The organism is Mycobacterium sp. 1165196.3 (assembly GCF_001673415.1).
Classification (GTDB): Bacteria; Actinomycetota; Actinomycetes; order Mycobacteriales; family Mycobacteriaceae; genus Mycobacterium; species Mycobacterium europaeum_A.
This window is the reverse complement of record NZ_LZLU01000105.1, coordinates 19,178-38,866: the sequence shown is the minus strand read 5'-3', so window position 1 is coordinate 38,866 and position 19,689 is coordinate 19,178. Positions and strand designations below refer to the sequence as shown.

19 protein-coding genes are annotated in these 19,689 nt (G+C 65.8%); 11 read left to right on the top strand and 8 right to left on the bottom strand.

Features of this window, described 5'->3' with window-relative positions; all coding sequences use genetic code 11:
• Positions 1-5: 5 nt before the first annotated feature.
• From A5659_RS11100 to A5659_RS11070, 7 genes are all read right to left on the bottom strand, one after another.
• Positions 6-1,421, bottom strand: coding sequence for an alpha/beta hydrolase (locus A5659_RS11100; RefSeq protein WP_369829369.1), 1,416 nt, complete (start codon positions 1,419-1,421; stop codon positions 6-8).
• A 214-nt stretch (positions 1,422-1,635) separates the two neighbouring features.
• Complete coding sequence (locus A5659_RS11095; protein WP_369829371.1) at positions 1,636-2,214, bottom strand: hypothetical protein; 579 nt, start codon at positions 2,212-2,214, stop codon at positions 1,636-1,638.
• Positions 2,215-2,231: 17 nt separating this feature from the next.
• Positions 2,232-3,116, bottom strand: coding sequence for a hypothetical protein (locus A5659_RS11090; protein WP_067142770.1), 885 nt, complete (start codon positions 3,114-3,116; stop codon positions 2,232-2,234).
• Positions 3,117-3,171: 55 nt separating this feature from the next.
• Positions 3,172-3,585: a hypothetical protein gene (locus A5659_RS11085; RefSeq protein WP_231997805.1), complete on the bottom strand. Its 414-nt coding sequence runs from the start codon at positions 3,583-3,585 to the stop codon at positions 3,172-3,174.
• A gap of 103 nt (positions 3,586-3,688) precedes the next feature.
• Positions 3,689-5,053: a cytochrome P450 gene (locus A5659_RS11080; protein WP_067142768.1), complete on the bottom strand. Its 1,365-nt coding sequence runs from the start codon at positions 5,051-5,053 to the stop codon at positions 3,689-3,691.
• A 48-nt stretch (positions 5,054-5,101) separates the two neighbouring features.
• Positions 5,102-5,302, bottom strand: coding sequence for a ferredoxin (locus tag A5659_RS11075; protein WP_066864338.1), 201 nt, complete (start codon positions 5,300-5,302; stop codon positions 5,102-5,104).
• Between the two features lie 53 nt (positions 5,303-5,355).
• Positions 5,356-6,057: an SDR family NAD(P)-dependent oxidoreductase gene (locus tag A5659_RS11070; RefSeq protein ID WP_066864335.1), complete on the bottom strand. Its 702-nt coding sequence runs from the start codon at positions 6,055-6,057 to the stop codon at positions 5,356-5,358.
• Positions 6,058-6,338: 281 nt separating this feature from the next.
• On the opposite strand from A5659_RS11070, the gene A5659_RS11065 reads away from it, so the two are divergent.
• The 11 genes from A5659_RS11065 to A5659_RS11020 all read left to right on the top strand — a co-directional run bounded on the left by A5659_RS11065 (position 6,339) and on the right by A5659_RS11020 (position 19,107).
• Positions 6,339-7,874: an aldehyde dehydrogenase family protein gene (locus A5659_RS11065; protein ID WP_066864332.1), complete on the top strand. Its 1,536-nt coding sequence runs from the start codon at positions 6,339-6,341 to the stop codon at positions 7,872-7,874.
• Complete coding sequence (locus tag A5659_RS11060) at positions 7,871-9,076, top strand: CaiB/BaiF CoA-transferase family protein (protein ID WP_066864329.1); 1,206 nt, start codon at positions 7,871-7,873, stop codon at positions 9,074-9,076. The genes A5659_RS11065 and A5659_RS11060 overlap by 4 nt, the downstream gene beginning before the upstream one ends.
• A gap of 222 nt (positions 9,077-9,298) precedes the next feature.
• Positions 9,299-9,481: a hypothetical protein gene (locus A5659_RS27685; protein ID WP_156748926.1), complete on the top strand. Its 183-nt coding sequence runs from the start codon at positions 9,299-9,301 to the stop codon at positions 9,479-9,481.
• Complete coding sequence (locus A5659_RS11055) at positions 9,471-10,289, top strand: ABC transporter permease (protein ID WP_066864326.1); 819 nt, start codon at positions 9,471-9,473, stop codon at positions 10,287-10,289. Before A5659_RS27685 ends, A5659_RS11055 begins: the two co-directional genes overlap by 11 nt.
• A gap of 7 nt (positions 10,290-10,296) precedes the next feature.
• Positions 10,297-11,142 (top strand): ABC transporter permease, encoded by an 846-nt coding sequence (locus A5659_RS11050; protein WP_066864323.1) that lies wholly within the window; start codon positions 10,297-10,299, stop codon positions 11,140-11,142.
• 19 nt (positions 11,143-11,161) lie between these two features.
• On the top strand, positions 11,162-12,424 hold the full coding sequence (locus A5659_RS11045) for an MCE family protein (RefSeq protein ID WP_066880503.1): 1,263 nt from the start codon (positions 11,162-11,164) through the stop codon (positions 12,422-12,424).
• The gene (locus tag A5659_RS11040) at positions 12,421-13,443 is read left to right on the top strand and encodes an MCE family protein (protein WP_066864316.1); all 1,023 of its coding nucleotides are present in this window, start codon (positions 12,421-12,423) and stop codon (positions 13,441-13,443) included. Before A5659_RS11045 ends, A5659_RS11040 begins: the two co-directional genes overlap by 4 nt.
• On the top strand, positions 13,443-14,561 hold the full coding sequence (locus A5659_RS11035) for an MCE family protein (RefSeq protein ID WP_066864312.1): 1,119 nt from the start codon (positions 13,443-13,445) through the stop codon (positions 14,559-14,561). The genes A5659_RS11040 and A5659_RS11035 overlap by 1 nt, the downstream gene beginning before the upstream one ends.
• Entirely contained in the window at positions 14,558-15,985 is a 1,428-nt protein-coding gene (locus A5659_RS11030) for an MCE family protein (RefSeq protein WP_067139888.1), read from the top strand. The genes A5659_RS11035 and A5659_RS11030 overlap by 4 nt, the downstream gene beginning before the upstream one ends.
• Entirely contained in the window at positions 15,982-17,319 is a 1,338-nt protein-coding gene (locus A5659_RS11025; RefSeq protein ID WP_067181010.1) for an MCE family protein, read from the top strand. The genes A5659_RS11030 and A5659_RS11025 overlap by 4 nt, the downstream gene beginning before the upstream one ends.
• Positions 17,320-19,107, top strand: a complete 1,788-nt coding sequence (locus A5659_RS11020) for an MCE family protein (protein ID WP_066864303.1) — start codon at positions 17,320-17,322, stop codon at positions 19,105-19,107.
• Positions 19,108-19,161: 54 nt separating this feature from the next.
• Here the strand turns inward: A5659_RS11020 and A5659_RS11015 are convergent, their stop codons facing one another.
• Entirely contained in the window at positions 19,162-19,683 is a 522-nt protein-coding gene (locus A5659_RS11015; protein ID WP_066864299.1) for a hypothetical protein, read from the bottom strand.
• Positions 19,684-19,689: the final 6 nt, after the last annotated feature.

The following is a 19,689-nucleotide window of genomic DNA, read 5'->3' as shown; positions in this document are numbered from 1 at the left end:
CGCGGTCATAGGGCTTGCTGAGAGCCGTTGCTGGGCAAGGCGATCCGACTCACACCCGGGGTGTGCAGCTGGCCGGCCAGCCACGGCAGCGCGGTGGAGAACGCCATGCCGGCGGTCGGCCAGTCGTGCTTTCCGGTCTGGGCCACCACCGCGCAGTCGATGCCGTTGGCTCGGCCCAGCCCGCACAGGGACGAGGCGGCCGCGGCCTGGTTGCCCGGGTCGGCGGCGGCGGCGCGACCGGCGACGGCCATTGCGGCGGTGTCCACGGTGGTGACGTCGCGGCGCGGTGAATCACCCGACGAGATGGCGAACCAACCGGATACCCCGGTGTAGCGTCCGTGGCGGTTGATCACCGTGGTCGGGTCGAATCTCGCCCACGCGTCGGCATCGCCGTCGAACAGGTTGGCGATGGTTTGCTCCTTGGTCCCGGTGTTGGGGGTCAGGTCGCCCTCGATGTCGACGAACGAGCTGAACATGTTGGGGTGCATGACGGTCAGGTCCACCGCGCAGGTTCCGCCCATCGACCAGCCGACGACACCCCAGCGGGACGGGTCGGGGCTGACACCGAAGTTCGAGACCAGGTAGGGCACAACGTCTTTGGTCAGGTGATCGGCCGCGTTGCCGTGGCTTCCGTTGACGCATTCGGTGTCGTTGTCGAACGCGCCGCCCGGGTCGACGAACACCAAAACCGGCGCGTTGCCGCCGTGCGCGGCCGCGAAGGCGTCGACGGCGTCCACGGCGCCGCCGACGCGCACCCAGTCGGCGGGCGTGTTGACCATGCCGCCGATCATCATCACCGTCGGCAACTGCGGCGGCGGGTAGCTGGCGAACCAGGCCGGCGGCAGGTAGACAAGTTCCTCACGGTGCTTGAATTGCGAAGCGTCTTCGGGGATCACGACCGGCACCAGGCTGCCGTGCGGCGGCTTGGAGCCCTTCGCCGCCAGCGTGGTGACCGTGGCCTTGTCGACCTGGTCGGGCAGCGGAACCGAGGTGAACTGATTCCACGCGCTCTGGACGGTCTGGAAGTAACCGACCCATTGGTTGAGCACGAGCAGCGAGCAGAGCAGGCACAGCGGCACGGCCAGGATGGATAGTCCGCGCCGCCACCACCGCGCACCGCGCCAGCCCAGGATCAGCACCGCCATGGCCACGCCGACCAACGCGATCCAGACGTATAGCGCGTCCGGTGCCGCCGCGCTGATGCAGCGGCGCGCCCCGAGCGCCGTGCCGACCCCGGCGACGGCAGCGGCGGGCAGCCAGAGCAGGCGCCAACGACGCGATCGCCAGCCGGCGGCAACCGCCAGGGTGAGCGGGGTGACGATCTGGGCCGTGATCGGGACCCAACCGTGCATCAGAGATATGTGGTTGCCCAGTAGCGACATGGCGATTCCTCCTCCCGGGTGCCGGCGATTGAGCGGCATGAGAAAAGGATCGACTGCCGGCCTCGGCGGATCCTTGGTGAATCCTTGGGCACAGTCCTGGCGGCCGGAGCCCGGCGGCGCAGGTTCGCTGCGTCGAGTGTGAATCCACGGCGTCGAGTGTGATTCCATGGCGGCCGCCGCCGGCGTGTCGGCGCCCTCAGCTCACAGTGAAAGCCATGGGTTCACACGCAACGGTCGAACTAGCTGAAACGGCCTAGACCGGATCGAACTTGGTGATCAGCCAGGCGCCGTTGACTCGGGTCAAACTCACCAGCACGCTGCTGGAAGCCATCGCGGGGTCGGGAGTGTCCTTGCTCGTGGTGCTCTGGTCGACCAGCACCAGCACGACCGCCGAATTCGGGTGCAATTCCTGAACCGCGGCCCCCAACACCCGGGCGTTGGTTTTCAGCGACTTCTGCTTGGCTGCCGGCGCGACGATCTGTTCGGTGAACTGGTTGTAGTACGACAAGAAGTCCCCGGACAGGTGGGTCTTGGCGTTGGCGAAGTCCTTGTCGAGTGACTCCGGCGAGTACGACAGCAACGCGACGGTTCCGTCGGACGCCGCATTGGCGACCGCGCTCGCGACGCTGGCGTCGGTCTGTTTGTCGGGCCGGTACTGCTTGAAGTACAGCCAGGTCGCCGTGCCGCCGGAAAGCAGCAGCAGCACAATCAGAATCACGGGAACGACTTTCACCCTGCGCCGCGCAGGTGGAGCGCTACTTTCGTCGCGGTCGGTTTGGTCGACAGAGTCGTGGTCGACAGAGTCGTCGGCAGTGTCGACGGCCGTGTCGATGCCGGGCTGGTCCTCGCTCACGGAATGAACTCCACGTTGGACATCTTGTATTGCCCGCCGTCGTTTTTCACGGTCACCTTCAGCCGCCAATTGCGTGGTGCGTCCTTGGCGCCCGCGGCGTTGGTGACGTGCGAGGTGGCCGCGACGAGAACCAACGCAAAATCCCCGTTGATGGTTTGCACGGCCGCCGCGTTCACGCTTCCCTGCGTGACCACTTTGGACTGTTCGACGACGGTCGTGAAATCCTTTGCGCGCGCTTGGAAGTCGTCCCGGAACGGGCCGGTCGAGCTGTCGATCACCCGTTGGACGTCCTCCTTGGCCTTGTTGAAGTCCATGGAAGTCAGGTTGACGACACCTTGTCGGGCTCCCGCGAGAATGTTCGCGGCGCGGTGGTTGCGCTCGATCGTTTCATTGTGGTTCCACACCATGTATCCGCTGGCGCCGAGGAAGGCGCAGATGAGCAGGATGACCGCCGCCTTCCACACCACGGACCACGAGGGCAGCCGCAGACGCCGCCGAGAGCGGGCCGACTTGGCTTGCGCTTCTGTCCCTTCGGCGGTTTCGTCGGAGGCTTCGCCCTCGTTCTCGGCTGCTTCGGTGCCGGTTGCCTCGACGGTTTCGGTGACGTCGTCGTCGGTCTCCGGCTCGGCGGTGTCGGTTCCGTCCTCTTCGGCGGCCGGCGCCTCTTGGGCGGTCTCGGGCTCGGTTGTGGCCGCGGTCGCTGTCTCGGTCTCGGTCTGGGCCAGCGCTTCGCGCCGGAGGCGGGCGGCGCGAGCGCGGGCGCGGGCCGCGGCGGCCAGCGCCTCGGCTTCGGCGGCCTCGGCCTCGGCCTCCTCGAGCAACGCCTGCACGTCGGCTTTCGAGGTGGCCGAATCCACCGGCGCCTTCTTCTCGTCAGCCATCGTGCCTGCTGCCCGTCGCCGTCATGATCGACCGACTCCTGTATCTCTCACGCGGCTACCATCGCACGAGCGAGAACGGCCAGCTGTTGGCGCCCCCCGGTCCGCCGCCGCAGCCGGTGTCGAACGTCGAGTCGACCTGACCCGCCAGCGTCACCGGATCCCACGAGTAGACGTCATGCGAGGGAAAGAACTGGACCACGCAACGCACACCGAAGGGGTCGTCAGCGGCCATGACATAGCGGCCATCGGTCAGATGGGCCTCTCCTCGCCAGGGCGCCGCCTGCCCGTTGGGCTGCGGCGTTGCGTACACCTGCAGGCATCCAGGCGCTGAATTAACGCACGGGTTGATCGACCAGATCCAGCTGTGGCCGGGATCCCGGTTCGTGTCCACCCGGTAATTGGAATACAGCATGTCCGCGTGGGCGCTCGGCGTGAGAGTCAGCGCGGCCATGGCAAGCGCAAGGCTCATTGCGAAAGTCTTCACCGATGCGTCTCCCTCTCTGCGCACGCGTTTGGCTCAAATATAAGACGCGGTCACGCTGAACAGGCCGACTCGCGAAATTCTGAACGGCTCAGTCGATGACCGCGACTTCCTTGCGTTCGGTGATCGGCCGGGCGAGTTCCTGTTCGTCGCAGATGCGCTGAAGCTTCTCCAGTGTTTCGTCGAGGCCGGCCCCGATCTTGCGGCCGGGCGTGAAGGTGGCCGGCAGCTTGCGCATGCCCTGGATGACGCCGATGGTCTCGTAGTGAACGGTGCCCTCCGGATCGCATTTGTAGTCGGGCATCCGGTCGAGGACCGCGGTGAGCATGGATTTGAACACGGTGCGCGCCACGTTCGAGCCGATGCAGCGGTGCACGCCCAGCCCGAAGCTGAAGTGCCGGTTACCTTTACGGTCGAGGATGATCTGGTCCGGGTCGTGGAACACCGAGGGGTCGCGGTTGGCCATCGCCCACGAAATCCACAGCCGCTCACCCTCTTTGAACTGGGTGCCGTCGAGCTCGGTGTCCTCGGAGAAGGTCCGGCCATCTCCGGGCGCCGGGGTGAAGTAGCGCAAGAACTCCTCGGTCGCGGGGTCGAGCAGGGTCTTGCGCTCGTCGCTGAGCAGCTGTCGTTGCTCCGGGTGTTCCGAAAGCCATTCCAGCGAGTGGGCGGTCAGCGCGGTCGTGGTGTCGAAGCCCCCGCCGATGACCAGGCCGAGGTTCCCCAAGATTTCCAGCTCCGGGGCCGGCTCACCGTCGATGCGCATCTGGAGTAGGCCGTTGACGATTCCGGGCCGCGGGTTCGCGCGGATCTCGATCATATTGTTGACCATGTCGAGGCCCATCTCGCGGTGCATCGCGGTGACACGCTCGATGTCGGGGGAGTGTTCGGGCGTGTACACCGCGGCATGAACCGGCTCGCTGTACAGGTTCCACTTCTTCAGCGGGATGCCCAGCATCGCCAGCGTGAAGACGGCGGGCACGATGTTGGCCAGGTCGTCTACGAAGTCGATGCGGCCACTTTCGATCTTCTCGTCCAGGCAGGCGCGCGTCACGTCGTCGATGAACGGTTCCCAGCGCTTGATCGCCGCGGGCGACAGGTACGGGTTGAGCACGGTTCGGTAGATGCGGTGCTCGGGGTCGTCCATCTCCAGGATCCCGCCGCGCACCGCGCTGACCCGGCTGGCCGTGGGGATCGAAATGCCTTTGTAGCCGCGGCGTTCGCCGTGGATGTCGTGATCGTTGGAGACGGCGGGGCAGCGGGCCAGCTCGAACACCTCGTGGCTGCCGGCCGCAACCCAGTGGCCGCCATAGGTATCCGTCCAGGCCATCGGGCACTTGGCGTGCATCTCTTCGGTGATCGCTTTGAACTTCGACCGGTATTCCGCGGAATGCCGGTCGAAGTGGTACCGGTTCTTCTTGCGGTCGCTGTCATTGACGACGTCGTCGACGCTCAAAGCTCTGTCTCCCTATGTGTTTGCCGTAGCTACGGATCCGATAGCGGCTCAGGCGTCGTCGGTGATCATGATGGCCTGCTCCGGACAGGACTGCGCGGCCTCACGGACCTGGTCCTCGCGGTCGGTGGGCACCACCTCGTCGACCGCCGACGAGCTGCCGTCGATGTCGCTGAGCTGAAACGATTCCGGCGCGATCATGGCGCACAGGGTGTGGCCCTGGCACCGCTGTGAATCCACCCAGACCTTCACGGGTTGTCTCCTCTCACACTGGTTACCGGGCGCCGCCGACGAATCGCCACCGCTCAGGTGTTGCGACCGCCGTTGACGCCCAAGATCTGACCGGTGATGTAGCCGGCCTCCTCGGACACCAGGAACGCGCACGCCGCCGCGATGTCTTGCGGCGTGCCCATCCGGCGCACCGGCGTCCGCGCGATGGTCTCGTCGATGTCACCGAGGAATCCGTTCTTCTCGGCGGCGCGCAGCATCGGGGTGTCGATGAAGCCGGGCGGCACCGCGTTGACCGTGATGCCCTTGGGCCCGTACTCGAGTGCGAGCGACTTCGTCAGGCCGTTGACCGCCGACTTGGCCGCCACGTAATGACTCATGTAGGGCGCACCGGAATGCGTGCTCGACGACGAGATGTTGACGATGCGTCCCCATCCCGCCTCGACCATGTCGGGGAGCACCGCCTGGACGGTGTGGAAGACGCCGTTGAGGTTGACGTCGATCACCCGCTGCCAATCCTCGAAGGTGATGTTGTTGAACTTCTTGAACCCGTCGAGGCCGGCGGCGTTGACCAGAACCGTCACCGGCCCGAGTTGCGCGCGGACGGCCGCCAGCGCCGCGTCCACTTGCGAGCGATCGGTGACGTCGGCGGTGAAGGCGAAATCGGCTTCGGACGGCCGCAGGTCGATGGAGGCAACGTTCAAACCGTCGGCCCGCAGGCGTTGCGCGACGGCGAGGCCGATGCCGGATCCGCCGCCGGTGACTACCGCAGTCTTCATGTAGAGGCCTCTGCTCCGGAGGGGGCCATTTCAGTCACAAAGAATCTCCCTTACAATTATGAGAACCCTACTCTCCGCGCGGAGCGCCGTGCAACATGCGCCTAACACCGCGTCCGGCCTGCGGGAAAGACCCTGGCCGGCAGTGTACGGCCGGTTGCGGCCCTGGTCAGCACCCCCGATCTCATTCCTGAGACTTTCTTGAATTATCGAAAGTCGAATGTAAGATTCGCCGGGGAAGAGAATGAAATTATCGTGATCGCCACCACACTAGGGGGTACGGAATGCCTGCCCAGGACACGGCAGAGCCCGCCACTGGAACCACAGTGACCGTCGCGGATGCCGCGCCTGAGTCCCACGTCGACCGCCGTCTGTTGATCGATGGCCGGCTGGTCAGCGCCGACAGGACGTTCCCCTCGATCAACCCCGCAACGGGTGCTGTGATCGGGCATGCGCCGGACGCCGGTGGCGAGGAAGCTCAAGCGGCGATCGCGGCCGCCCGGCGGGCGTTCGACGAGACCAGCTGGCCCACCGACGTCGAGTTGCGGATCCGCTGCCTCGACCAGTTGCACCAGGCGCTCGTCGACCACGCCGAGGAGTTGCGCGACCTCACCATCGCCGAAGTGGGCGCCACCCGCGCGCTGACCCAGGGCGCTCAGCTCGACGAGCCGATTGGCATCGTGCGCTTCTACGCGGACCTGCTGCGCACCTATCAGTTCACCGAGGACCTGGGCGAAAAAGAATCGCGAGGCATGTTCCACCACCGCTGGGTGGAAAAGGAAGCCGCCGGGGTGGTCGGCGCCATCATCGCTTACAACTACCCCAACCAGCTCGCGCTGGCGAAGCTCGCCCCGGCGCTGGCCGCCGGATGCACGGTGGTGCTCAAGGGCGCCCCGGACACACCGCTGGTCACGCTGGCGCTCGGCGAGCTGATCGCCAATCACACCGACATTCCGGCCGGGGTCGTGAACGTGCTGAGCTCGTCGGACCCGGCTCCCGGGGTAGCCCTGACCACCAGCCCGGACGTCGACGTCATCACCTTCACCGGGTCGACTGCGGTCGGGCGCAAGATCATGGCCGCGGCGAGCGACACCGTGAAGCGGGTCTTTCTGGAGCTGGGCGGCAAGTCGGCGGCGATCATTCTCGATGACGCCGACTTCGCCAACGCGGCCCTGTTCGCGGCGTTCAGCATGGTCACCCATGCGGGCCAGGGCTGTGCGCTCACGTCCCGGCTGTTGGTGCCCAGGTCGCACCACGACGAAATCGTCGAACTGATCGCGCAGAACTTCGCCAAGGTGCGCCACGGCGACCCGGCCGATCCCAAAACCTATATGGGACCGCTGATCAACGAGCAACAGCGGGACAAGGTCGACGGCATGGTGCAGCGCGCCGTGGCCGCCGGGGCGACCCTGGTCACCGGGGGCAAGCGACTCGACCCGGGCTACTTCTATGCGCCGACGCTGCTGACCAACGTCGATCCCGACAGCGAGGTCGCCCAGGACGAGATCTTCGGGCCGGTGCTCGTGGTGATCGCGTTCGACGATGACGATGACGCCGTGCGCATCGCCAACAACTCGATCTACGGGCTCGCGGGCGCGGTGTTCAGCCGCGATCAGGACCGCGCGCTGGCCGTGGCGCGCCGGATCCGGACCGGATCCTTCTCCATCAACGGCGGCAACTATTTCGGCGCGGATAGCCCGTTCGGGGGTTTCAAGCAGTCGGGCGTGGGCCGGGAGATGGGCGTCGCCGGGCTCGAGGAGTTCCTCGAGCGCAAGACCTTCGCCGTGCCCGCCGTCTCAGCGAAAGGAGCCGGCGCATGAGGCCGCTCGAAGGCATCCGCGTCCTCGAAGTCGCTATGTATGGGTTCGTGCCCTCGGCGGGTGCGGTGCTCGCCGAATGGGGTGCCGACGTGGTCAAGGTCGAGCACGCGGTGACCGGTGATCCGCAACGTGGACTGCGACAGACCGGGATGCTGCGCGTCGAGGGCGATCCCAACCCCAACATCGAGCACGCCAACCGCGGCAAGCGCAGCATCGGGCTGGACATGTCGGTGCCCGAGGGTAAGGAGGTGCTCTATGAGCTGGCCCGCCGCTCGGATGTGTTCCTCACCAGCTTCCTGCCCGACCACCGGCGCAAGTTCGGCATCGACGTCGATGACATCCGGGCGGTGAACCCGAAGATCGTCTACGCGCGCGGCAGTGCGCTCGGCCCGCGCGGCGAAGAGTCGACCAAAGGCGGCTACGACATGACCGCCTTCTGGTGCCGGGCCGGTACGGCCGCCACCATCACTCCGGCCGGCATGCCGGGCATGATCGCGCCGCCCGGACCGGCGTACGGCGACACCATCTCGGGTACCAACCTGGCCGGCGGCATCGCGGCGGCGCTGCTCAAGCGCGAGCGCACCGGCGAACCGTCGGTGGTCGACGTGTCGTTGCTGGGCAGCGGGCTGTGGTCGCTGGGGCACACGGTCGCGCTGACAAAGCATCTGAACCAGCGGCTGGAATCGCCGCCGCCGGGCGTGCACGGCGCGCCCAACAACCCGCTGGTGGGTTTGTACACGACATCCGACGGCCGCTACATCTCCTTCGTGATGATGCAGCCCACCAAGTTCTGGGCCGACGTGTGCCGCCACGTCGACCTGCCCGAGTTGGCCGATGATCCGCGCTTCGACACCGTGGAGAACATCGCCGCCAACACCGCGGACGCGGTCGAGCTGCTGACCAAGGCCATCGCCGGCCGCACGCTGGCCGAGTGGAGCGAGCGCTTCGCCACGCTCTCCGGGCCGTGGGCGCCCGTGCAGGACACCCTGCAAGCGGCCGAGGATGCGCAGATCCGCTCGAACGAGTACCTGGTGCGGGCGGGCGAACTCGAGCTGGTGGCCAACCCGGTACAGTTCGACGTCGCAGCGCCACAGACCGGGCCAGCCCCCGGATTCGCAGAGCAGACCGACGAGATCCTGATGGAGCTCGGCCTCGACTGGGACCGCATCATCGAACTCAAGACGGCCGGCGCCGTCACGTGAGCACTATTTGGACTGGAGTCAGCAGCGACATGCTTGAGCCGACCGTCGCTTGCGTTGGGACGCAGTCGCCTTGCGCCCGTGCACCAATCGCGGAATGCGCGATAACGGTTATGCATTTTTCGCTCCGCCCGGACGCGGCATGAGTCATAATCGCCGGACGCTTCAAGACGTGGGGCCCCTCGTTTTGCAGCGCCAACTCACGCAACAGAACGGAGGTCTGGCGTGAGCGAGGTCGCGGCTGTCACTTCCAAGGTCGATGCCGGAAATTGGCTGCCCGCTGAGCATTTCGCCCTCGTCAGCGGGCGTTTACGGCCGTCAATTCTGCTGAACTTACCGCAGCCGTTGCGCCAGAACAAGACTGCCGGTCTCGTAGCGTGGAAAGGGCCTGACGCCGATGGCAACTAAGGGCGCCGACCACTGGTCAGCGGGATTACCGCAGCTGAAACTGAAATTCGACTTCACCGGGCCCATGCACGCCGTCGGCGCCCTGTTCGCGATGTCCGCCGACGCGGTCAAGTACCTGTTCCGCCGGCCCTTCCAGTGGCGGGAGTTCTTGGAGCAGTCCTGGTTTGTCGCGCGGGTGTCGCTGGCTCCCACCTTGTTGGTCGCCATCCCGTTCACCGTCCTGGTCAGCTTCACGCTCAACATCCTTTTGCGCGAACTGGGCGCGGCGGATCTCTCCGGTGCGGGCGCCGCGTTCGGTGCTGTCACCCAGCTCGGCCCGCTGGTCACGGTTTTGATCGTTGCGGGTGCCGGCGCTACGGCAATGTGCGCGGATCTGGGGGCGCGGACGATCCGCGAGGAAATCGACGCGATGGAGGTGCTGGGCATCAACCCGGTGCAACGTCTGGTCACACCGCGCATGCTGGCATCGGGATTGGTCGCCTTCCTGCTCAACAGCCTGGTGGTCATCATCGGCGTCCTTGGCGGTTACGTCTTTTCGGTATTTGTCCAAGACGTCAACCCCGGCGCGTTCGCCGCGGGCATCACGTTGCTCACCGGTGTTCCCGAGGTGATCATTTCGTGCGTCAAGGCAGCGCTTTTCGGCCTCATCGCCGGCCTGGTCGCCTGCTACCGGGGCCTGTCGATCACCGGCGGTGGCGCCAAGGCCGTTGGCAACGCGGTGAACGAAACCGTCGTCTACGCCTTCATGTCGCTGTTCGTCGTCAACGTGGTGGTCACCGCGATCGGCATCAAGATGACGGCGAAGTAGGGCTGCCATGGCACTGAGGGCCGCATATCCGCGTCTGACCCGTCAACTCGAGAGGCCGGTCGCCCTGATGGGGCGGATCGGCGATCACACCCTGTTCTATGGCAAGGCGCTCGCCGGGGTGCCCTTCGCTGCCACCCACTACACGCGCGAAGTCATTCGACTGGTCGCCGAGATCAGCATGGGCGCGGGCACTTTGGCGATGATCGGCGGAACCGTGGTGATCGTCGGCTTCTTGACGCTGGCGGCGGGCGGCACCCTAGCCATCCAGGGGTACACCTCGCTGGGCAATATCGGCATCGAGGCGCTGACGGGCTTTCTGGCCGCGTTCATCAACGTGCGCATCGCGGCACCGGTGGTCGCCGGGATCGGTCTGGCGGCCACCTTCGGCGCCGGCGTGACCGCTCAGCTGGGTGCCATGCGGATCAACGAAGAAGTGGATGCCTTGGAGAGCATGGCCATTCGGCCGGTCGCCTACCTGGTCAGCACCAGGATCCTGGCGGGAATGATGGCGATCACGCCGCTGTACAGCATCGCCGTCATCCTGTCGTTCGTGGCCAGCCAGTTCACCACCACGTTCCTACTGGGACAGTCGCAGGGTTTGTATCAGCACTACTTCAACACGTTCCTGAATCCGATCGACTTGTTGTGGTCGTTCCTGCAGGCGATTCTGATGGCGCTCACCATCCTGCTGATCCACACCTACTACGGCTATTTCGCCTCGGGGGGACCGGCCGGCGTCGGCAACGCGACCGGCAACGCGGTGCGCACCTCGCTCATCGTCGTGGTTTCGGTGACCCTGTTGGTCTCGCTTTCTATCTACGGTACGAACGGCAACTTCAACCTGTCCGGTTAGCAGAGGAGGTGAAACAGCAATGACGCAGAATGTTCCGGCCGGTCGCGGCGCGGTCGGGGGGCGACCGGCGCGCACCGGCCATGCGCGGCCGCCGGCCGGGCGCAACTACCTGCCACCCTTGCTCGGACTGGCCACCGTCCTCATCATCGGTCTGATCTTCGCCGTCGCGGTGGGTCTGTTTCAGGGCTCCTTCACCACCACCGTGCCGGTGACGGTCATCTCGCAACGAGCCGGCCTGGTCATGAACCCCGACGCCAAGGTCAAGATGCGCGGCGTGCAGGTGGGCAAGGTGTCCTCAATCCAGCCGCTGCCCAACGGTGAGGCCGCCATTCACTTGGCGATGGACCCGTCGCAGATGCACTTCATCCCCGGCAACGTGCTCGTCAATATCGCCTCGTCGACGGTATTCGGCGCGAAGTCCGTCGAGCTGGTCCCGCCCGACCAGCCCTCGGCCCAACGGCTACGCAGCGGCCAGACGCTGCGGGGCCAGCACGTCATGGTCGAAATCAACACCGTATTCCAGCAATTGGTGTCGGTGCTGAGCCACATCGACCCGCCCAAGCTCAACGAGTCGCTTGGTGCGCTGGCACAGGCGTTCAGCGGGCGGGGTCCACAGCTTGGCCAGTCGCTGAGCGACCTGGATTCGTTCCTGGCCAGGCTGGAGCCGAGCCTGCCCGCGTTCCGGCACGACCTCGCTGTCTTGCCGGCGGTGTCCAACGCCTATGCCGACGCGGCACCCGACCTCATTAAGACCGCCGCCAATGCGACCCGGATCAGCAAGACACTTGTCGATGAACAGCACAACCTGGATGCGTTGCTGATCAGCGCGATCGGCTTGGCCGACATCGGCAATGACGTGTTGTCGACGAACCGCCAACCGCTGACAAATGTCTTGCATCTGCTGGTGCCGACGACCGATCTGACCAATGAGTACGCTCCGGCGCTCAACTGCGCTTTCGCGGGGCTCGTACAGATATCGCATGGGGCGCCGTTGTCGGAACCGAGCATCAACATCTCGGCGAGCCTCACGTGGGGCGCCGAGCGTTACCGCTATCCGACGAACCTGCCCAAGGTTGCGGCGACGGGCGGCCCGCAGTGCGTCGGTTTGCCGAAGCTGCCGTTCAACACGGCCCCACCGCAGCTGATTGCCGATACCGGCGCGAATCCCGTGAACTACGGAAACCCGCAGCTGTTGATCAACTCCGATCTCCTCAAGCAGCTGTTGTACGGGCCGATCGCCGGACCGCCACGTAACTCCGCGCAGATCGGACAGCCCGGATGAGAACGCGCGCAACGCTGATCAAGTTCACGATCTTTGCGGTCGTGATGGCGATGCTTACCGCCTTCCTGTTCTTCATCTTCGGCCAGTACCGGACGGGTTCTGTGACCGAGTATTCGGCGGTGTTCACCGACGTCTCGCGTCTCAAGCCGGGCCAATCGGTGCGGGTCGCCGGGATCCGGGTGGGCACCGTCAACAGTGTGTCGCTGCAGCCGGACAAGAAGGTTGTGGTGAAGTTCGACGCCGACCGCAACGTCGTCCTCACCGAGGGCAGCAGGGCGGCGGTCCGCTACCTCAACCTGGTGGGTGATCGCTACCTCGAACTCGTCGACGGTCCCGGCTCGCCCAAGCGGCTGCCGGCAGGGGGTCAGATTCCGGTCAGCCGCACCGCTCCAGCGCTCGACCTCGATCTGCTGCTCGGCGGGCTGAAACCCGTTACGCAGGGCCTGAATGCGCGCGATGTCAACGAGCTGACGTCTGGGTTGTTGCAGGTCTTCCAGGGTCAGGGCGGAACACTCGAGTCGCTGTTCTCCAAAACGACCTCGTTTTCAAATGCCCTGGCCGACAACGACCAAACCGTGCAGCAACTGATCGACAACCTCAACATCGTGATCGGCACGGTTGCCAAGGACGGCAAGCAGTTCTCCGGCGCGATCGATCGCCTCGAGCAGCTTGTCAGCGGCCTGTCGGGTGACCGGGACACGATCGGGTCCGCAATTGACGCCCTGGACAAGGGGACAGCCTCGCTGGCGGATCTGCTGGCCGAGGCCCGCCCGCCGCTGTCGGGCACCATCGCCCAGTTGAACCGGCTGGCGCCGATCCTCGATGGCGACAGGGACCGCCTCGACGCCGCGATCGCGAAGGCACCGCAGAACTACCGAAAGCTCGTCCGGCTCGGCGTGAACGGCGCCACCATCCCGTACTACCTCTGCCAGTTCGGGCTCCGCGGCACGGATCTTTCAGGTAAGACCGTGCGCGCCAACATCTTCAGGTCAGATGCAGGAAGGTGCACGGAACCCTAATGCTCAAGTATCGCGGAGCTGGGCTCGTCAAGCCCGGACTCATCGGCGTCGTCCTGGCGGTGATGGTCATCCTGGTCGGACTGTCGCCCGACCGATTCATCCAATGGGCGACGATGGTGCGCTACCAGGCGCTGTTCACCGAAGCCGGCGGCCTGGCGGTAGGCAACCCCGTGATCGTGTCGGGCATGAAGGTCGGCTCCGTCTCGGATGTGAAGCTCAGCCATGGCGACGCTCTGGTGACGTTCGCGATGAAGGGCAACATCCTGCTCGGCTCCGAGACTTCCGCGCACATCCGCACCGGCACGCTGCTGGGCGAGCGAATGCTGACGGTGGAGTCCGCCGGCAGCGGCACGATGCACCCGATGACGCTGATCCCCGTCTCGCGCACGTCTTCTCCCTATTCGCTGAGCGAAGCGGTCAGTGACCTGACGTCGGACACGGCCGGCACCAACACCACCGCGCTGAATCAGTCGCTGGACACGCTGGCGGCGACGCTCGACCAGATCGCACCCCAGATGGGGCCGGCCTTCGACGCGCTCACCCGGCTATCGCGAACCCTCAACAGCCGCAACAAGAACCTGGGCGAGTTGTTCAAGAGCGCTGGCGACGTCACCGGGATACTTTCGGAACGCAGCATGCAGGTCAACAAGCTCATCCTCAACTCCGATTCCCTGCTCCAAGTGCTGGTCGCACGCCGGCAAGAGATCGTCGACCTGCTGGCCAACACCTCGGTGGTGGCCAAGCAGCTCACGGGGTTGGTGCACGACAACGAAGCCACACTCGCACCTACTCTGGAGCGGCTGAACCGGGTGACCGGCGTCCTGGAGAAGAACCGCGACAACATCGGCAAAGCGCTGCCGGGCCTCGCCAAATTCCAGATCACAGTCGGCGAGGCAATCTCCGGTATGTACGCCTACCAGGCGTTCGCCCCGAACTTCCTTGTTCCGCAACTCTTCCAGGAGTTGTTCGACTACCTCTGGGGATTCCGCACCTTCGATACCTCCAAGGGCCCCGGCTTCCCGTCACCGGTACCTCGGGCCCTGACCCCCTGGCCGTACAACCTCATTCCACAGTGCCCTGGCTGCACGTTGGGCGGACGGATCGGAGGATCACAGTGAGCTCCCGGATCTCCCGGATTCCGCGCAAGCGGCTGGCGGCCGTGACGGCGGCCGTCCTGGTCGGGCTGATCATTGCCGGCGCCGCCATGGTCGTCCGGAACACGTTCTTCGGGCCACGCACGATCACCGCGTATTTCACCACCGCCACCGCGATCTATCCCCATGACGAGGTGCGGGTGTCCGGTGTCAAGGTCGGCAACATCAAATCCATTCAGCCGCAGGGCACCCAGGCCAAGATGGTCCTCAAGGTCGACCGCGGCGTGCCCATTCCGGCGGACGCCAAGGCGGTGATCGTCGCGCCGAATCTGGTGGCAGCTCGCTACGTCCAGCTCTCGCCGGCATATCGCGACAGTGGGCCGGTCATGCGCGACGGGGCGGTCATCCCCGTCGAACGGACCGCGGTGCCGGTCGAGTGGGATGAAGTCAAAACCCAGTTGATGCGCCTGGCAACGGATTTGGGACCCAAGAGCGGGGTCTCGGGCACATCGGTGGGCCGGTTCATCGACAGTGCCGCCGACGCGCTCGACGGCAACGGCGACAAGCTGCGGCAAACGCTCGCTCAACTGTCCGGGGTGGGCCGGATCCTCGCCAACGGCAGCGGCAACATCGTCGACATCATCAAGAACCTGCAGACCTTCGTCGGCGCGCTGCGCGACAGCAACGTGCAGATCGAGCAGTTCAACGGTCGCCTCGCAACGCTCACCAGCGTGGTCAACGACAGCAAATCCGATCTGGATGCGGCGCTGACCGATCTGTCGACGGCGGTCGGCGAGGTGCGGCGTTTCATCGCCGGGACGCGCAACCAGACCAGCGAGCAGATCGCCCGGTTGGCCGATGTCACGCAGAACCTGGTCGATCACCACATGGCCCTGGAAAACATTCTGCACGGCGCGCCGAACGCGTTCGGCAACTTCTTCAACGACTACAACGCGGACACCGGAACCATCGTCGGCGGGTTCGGGCTGATGAATATGTCGAATCCCACGTGGGGCGGTCAGGTTCTGCTGTCCACTCCGGGCTGCACGCAGATCGGTGCCATCGAGAACATCACCGCGGTCGAATCGGGCAAGCTGTGCTCCCTGTTCCTGGGGCCGGGGCTGCGGCAGACGAGCTGGAACAATTCGCCAATTCCCATCAACCCGTTCATATCGAAGTCGGTCGACCCGGCCAGGGTTCTCTACACCGAACCGCGCTTGGCGCCCGGCGGCGAGGGCCCGAAACCCGGACCGCCCGAGATCCCGCCTGAGGTGTCGGCCTATACCGGCCTGCCGGGTGATCCGGTGGGACCGCCGGGGGCGGTGCCGCCGGAGCGGATACCGGGCGCGGCGATGCCGCTGCCACCGCCGCCGTCGACACCGGTGCCGCCACCACCGGCGCCGACCGTGTCGGGCATGCTGCTCCCAGACGAGGGGCCACAACAATGATCGCTCGAGTGGTCGCTCGGCGGGTGTTCACCGTCGGCTGTTGCGTGGCGTTGACGACGACGGGTTGCGCATTCCACGGCCTGAATTCGCTACCGCTGCCCGGTGCGGTCGGACGCGGTCCCGGAGCCAACATCTACCACGTCGAACTTCCGAATGTCGGGACGATGGAATCGAATTCGCCCGTGATGATCGATGACGTCGTCGTCGGCAGCGTCGGCACGATGCGGGTGCAAGGCTGGCACGCCGACGTCGAGATCTCGGTCAAGCGCGATGTCGTGGTCCCCGCCAACGTGGTAGCCACCGTCGGTCAGACCAGCCTGCTGGGCTCGATGCATGTGGAGCTCAACACACCGCTCGGTCAGCAGGGCAGCGGACGGCTGCAGCCCGGCGCCACCATCCCACTCAGCCGGTCGTCGGCCTACCCGTCGACGGAGCAGACGCTGTCGTCGTTGGGCGCGGTCGTCAACGGCGGCGGATTGGGACAGATCGGCGAGGTCATCCACAATTTCTCTGCCGCCCTGTCCGGGCGCGAGGGCGCGGTGCGCGATCTGATCACCCGCCTGGACACGTTCGTGGGCACGCTGGACGACCAGCGCGACAACCTCGTCGCCTCCATCCAGGCGTTGAATCGGCTGGCCGCCACCTTCGCCGACCAACGCGACGTGGTCACCGACGCGCTGCGCAAGATACCGCCGGCGCTGGAGGTGTTGATCAAGGAGCGGCCGCGCCTGACGGCCGCCCTGGATCATCTTCGCGTGTTCAGCAACACCGCCACCCGGCTGATCAACGACTCCCAGGCCGACCTGGTCACGAACCTCAAAAACCTGGAGCCGACCATCAAGGCGCTCGCCGACGTCGGACCGGACTTCGGCGCGGCCATCGCGGCATCGTTCGTGTTCCCGTTCACCCAGAACTTCGTCGACCGCGCGGTCCGAGGTGACTTCTTCAACCTGCATTTCGATTTCGACCTCACGATCCCGCGGCTCAAGAAGGGATTGTTCCTGGGAACCCACTGGGGGCAGCTGGATATGCCCGTACCACCGGTGCCCGGGGACCCGTATCGCTTGAATTACACACTCGATCCGTTGCATAACCCGCTGAGGCCGCCGTGGATCGATCCCAACGCATTGCCGTTGCCGCCACCACCGCCGGGTGCGGTGCCCGGACCGTCGTCGGCTTACGGCCCGCTGCCCGGGCCGCCGCCGAACGCGGGCCCGCTGCCCGGGCCGCCGCCGAACGCGGGCCCGCTGCCCGGGCCGCCGCCGGTGCCCGACGCGGGTCTTGGTCAATCGCCGGTGCCCGCGGAGGCGCCCGGAACGGGAGCGGGTGGATAGATGCTGACGCGCTTCGTTCGGATCCAGCTGGCGGTGTTCGTGATCGCCGGAACCATCGGCGTGATCTCGATGGTCCTGTTCTACATCCAAGCGCCGACACTGCTGGGCATCGGCCGGATGACGGTGACGCTGGAGCTACCGGCCACCGGCGGCCTGTACCGGTTTTCCAATGTGACCTACCGCGGGGTTCAGCTCGGCAAGGTCACCTCGGTGGGTTTGACGCCGACCGGCGCGAAAGCGACGCTGTCGCTTAGCACTTCACCCAAGGTCCCGTCGGACCTGACCGCGCAGGTGCTCAGTGTCTCCGCCGTGGGTGAGCAGTACGTGGACCTACGGCCCAAGACGAATTCGCCGCCATATCTGCACGACGGGTCGGTTATCGCCGTGCGCGACACGACAATTCCGCAGCCGGTCGGCCCGATGCTCGAGCAGGTCAACGCGTTGGTCCAAAGCATCCCGAAGACCAAGCTCGGCCAATTGCTGGACGAGTCCTTTCAGGGCTTCAACGGTTCCGGTTACGACCTGGGGTCACTGATCGATTCCTCGAAGACGCTGTCCCGCGACGCCAACGGGGTCGTCGACCGCACCCGAGCCCTCACCGAGGACACCGGACCGCTGCTGGACACCCAGGCGCGAACCACCGATTCGATCCGAACGTGGGCGCACAGCTTCGCCGGCATCTCGGATACGTTGGTGAACAACGATTCTCACTTCCGCACCATCCTGGAGAAGGGCCCTGACGCCGCGAATGAAGCGTCGCGGCTTCTCGAACAGATCAAACCGACGCTGCCGGTGCTGCTTGCCAACCTGACCACCATCGGGCAGATCGGCGTCACCTATCACCCTTCCATCGAGCAGCTGCTGGTCCTGCTGCCGTCGGGCGTTGCCATCGAGCAGGCCGCTCAGGGTGAAAACCACCCGGACGGTAGGGCTTACGGCGACTTCGCGGCCACGGTCGACGACCCACCTATTTGTACGGTCGGCTTCATGCCACCCAACACCTGGCGGTCCCCGGACGATCTGACCGACATCGACACACCGGACGGGTTGTATTGCAAACTGCCGCAGGATTCACCGATCGCGGTGCGCGGTGCCCGCAACTATCCCTGCATGGGTCACCCGGGTAAGCGCGCCCCGACCGTCGAAATCTGCAACAGCGACAAGCCGTACATGCCGCTGGCGATGCGCCAGCACACCCTCGGTCCCTACCCGCTGGATCCCAACCTGATCGCCCAGGGTGTGCCGCCCGATGACCGAATCACCACCAATGACAGGATCTTCGGACCGGTCGAGGGAACGCCGCTGCCGCCGGGGGCGGTGCCGCGCGGTGCCCCTGCGGGGCCGCGGGGAGAAAATCCGCCGCCGGGCACGGTGGGGGCCGCCGTCCCCCCGTTGCCGTCGTCGGGACCAGCGCTGGCGCCGATGTCGCGAATGTCGGCGGACCTTCCGCCCATTGCGCCACTCGACGTCCCTGCGGCGGGAGAACTTCCCCCGCCGCCGGCCGCGCCGCCGGCACTGCCGTTAGCCCCGCTCGTTGCTCCCGGTCCCGCGCCGGCCGACTCTGCACCGGCCGATCCCGCACCGGCCGACACGGCTGGCGGCGGCGGACCCCAGGCCGCGCCAAGCTCGTTCGGAGCCAACGCATCTAAGCCCGCGCCCTCGGTCGTGGTGGCAAAGTACGATCCGCACACCGGTCGTTACGTCGGTCCGGACGGGAAGTTGTATCAGCAGTCGGATCTCGTCGCTCCGAAAGCGCCCAAGACGTGGAAGGACATGCTGCCCACCTGAATTCGCCAGCCGAAGCGGCCCAGGGGGCGAGGCGACGAAGCTACGCCCGGCCGGTCAGGAGAGCTGGTCTAACCGCAACGGCATCGTGATATCGAGCCAATTGTTTTGCCCGCACGCACCGCTCGGACCGACCGTCTTGTCCTTGCCCGAGAGGACCCGCGAGCCGATCTGGAATCCACCATTGTCATTGACCGGGAAGAAGAAGTATTGCTGCTGCCCGGGGAACGCCGTACCGTCCTCGCACCGCTCCCAGTTCGGAACTTCGCGCCTCACCTTCCACATCTCCCCATCTTTCATATATAGGGGCGCGGTCCATCCCTGGTCGCTCGTCACCGTGCCATGGCATTCCAAGGTCGAGTCACACGTCGAGCTGATGGTCCATACCTGGTAGACCGTCGGTTCGCCGAAGTACTGGTCATTTCGCTGGGCCCAATCGCCGATGGACGTGGCGCGGTAGGTTCCGTTGAGGGCCACGTCTTCCTTGGTTATCGCCTGGGCAGTGGGCGCAGCGCTCAAACCGCCGAATGCGGTGGCAGCAACCAGCGTTGCGGTGGTGAGTGTTTTGACTGAACGCATCAGGTG

Coding starts and splice junctions, on each gene's coding strand:
- A5659_RS11055 (WP_066864326.1), top strand. CDS start 9,471: ATGGCAACTAAGGGCGCCGACCACTGGTCAGCGGGATTACCGCAGCTG.
- A5659_RS11050 (WP_066864323.1), top strand. CDS start 10,297: ATGGCACTGAGGGCCGCATATCCGCGTCTGACCCGTCAACTCGAGAGG.
- A5659_RS11025 (WP_067181010.1), top strand. CDS start 15,982: ATGATCGCTCGAGTGGTCGCTCGGCGGGTGTTCACCGTCGGCTGTTGC.
- A5659_RS11035 (WP_066864312.1), top strand. CDS start 13,443: ATGCTCAAGTATCGCGGAGCTGGGCTCGTCAAGCCCGGACTCATCGGC.
- A5659_RS11040 (WP_066864316.1), top strand. CDS start 12,421: ATGAGAACGCGCGCAACGCTGATCAAGTTCACGATCTTTGCGGTCGTG.
- A5659_RS11090 (WP_067142770.1), bottom strand. CDS start 3,116: ATGGCTGACGAGAAGAAGGCGCCGGTGGATTCGGCCACCTCGAAAGCC.
- A5659_RS11085 (WP_231997805.1), bottom strand. CDS start 3,585: ATGAGCCTTGCGCTTGCCATGGCCGCGCTGACTCTCACGCCGAGCGCC.
- A5659_RS11045 (WP_066880503.1), top strand. CDS start 11,162: ATGACGCAGAATGTTCCGGCCGGTCGCGGCGCGGTCGGGGGGCGACCG.
- A5659_RS11015 (WP_066864299.1), bottom strand. CDS start 19,683: ATGCGTTCAGTCAAAACACTCACCACCGCAACGCTGGTTGCTGCCACC.
- A5659_RS11065 (WP_066864332.1), top strand. CDS start 6,339: ATGCCTGCCCAGGACACGGCAGAGCCCGCCACTGGAACCACAGTGACC.
- A5659_RS11020 (WP_066864303.1), top strand. CDS start 17,320: ATGCTGACGCGCTTCGTTCGGATCCAGCTGGCGGTGTTCGTGATCGCC.
- A5659_RS11100 (WP_369829369.1), bottom strand. CDS start 1,421: ATGCCGCTCAATCGCCGGCACCCGGGAGGAGGAATCGCCATGTCGCTA.
- A5659_RS11070 (WP_066864335.1), bottom strand. CDS start 6,057: ATGAAGACTGCGGTAGTCACCGGCGGCGGATCCGGCATCGGCCTCGCC.
- A5659_RS11060 (WP_066864329.1), top strand. CDS start 7,871: ATGAGGCCGCTCGAAGGCATCCGCGTCCTCGAAGTCGCTATGTATGGG.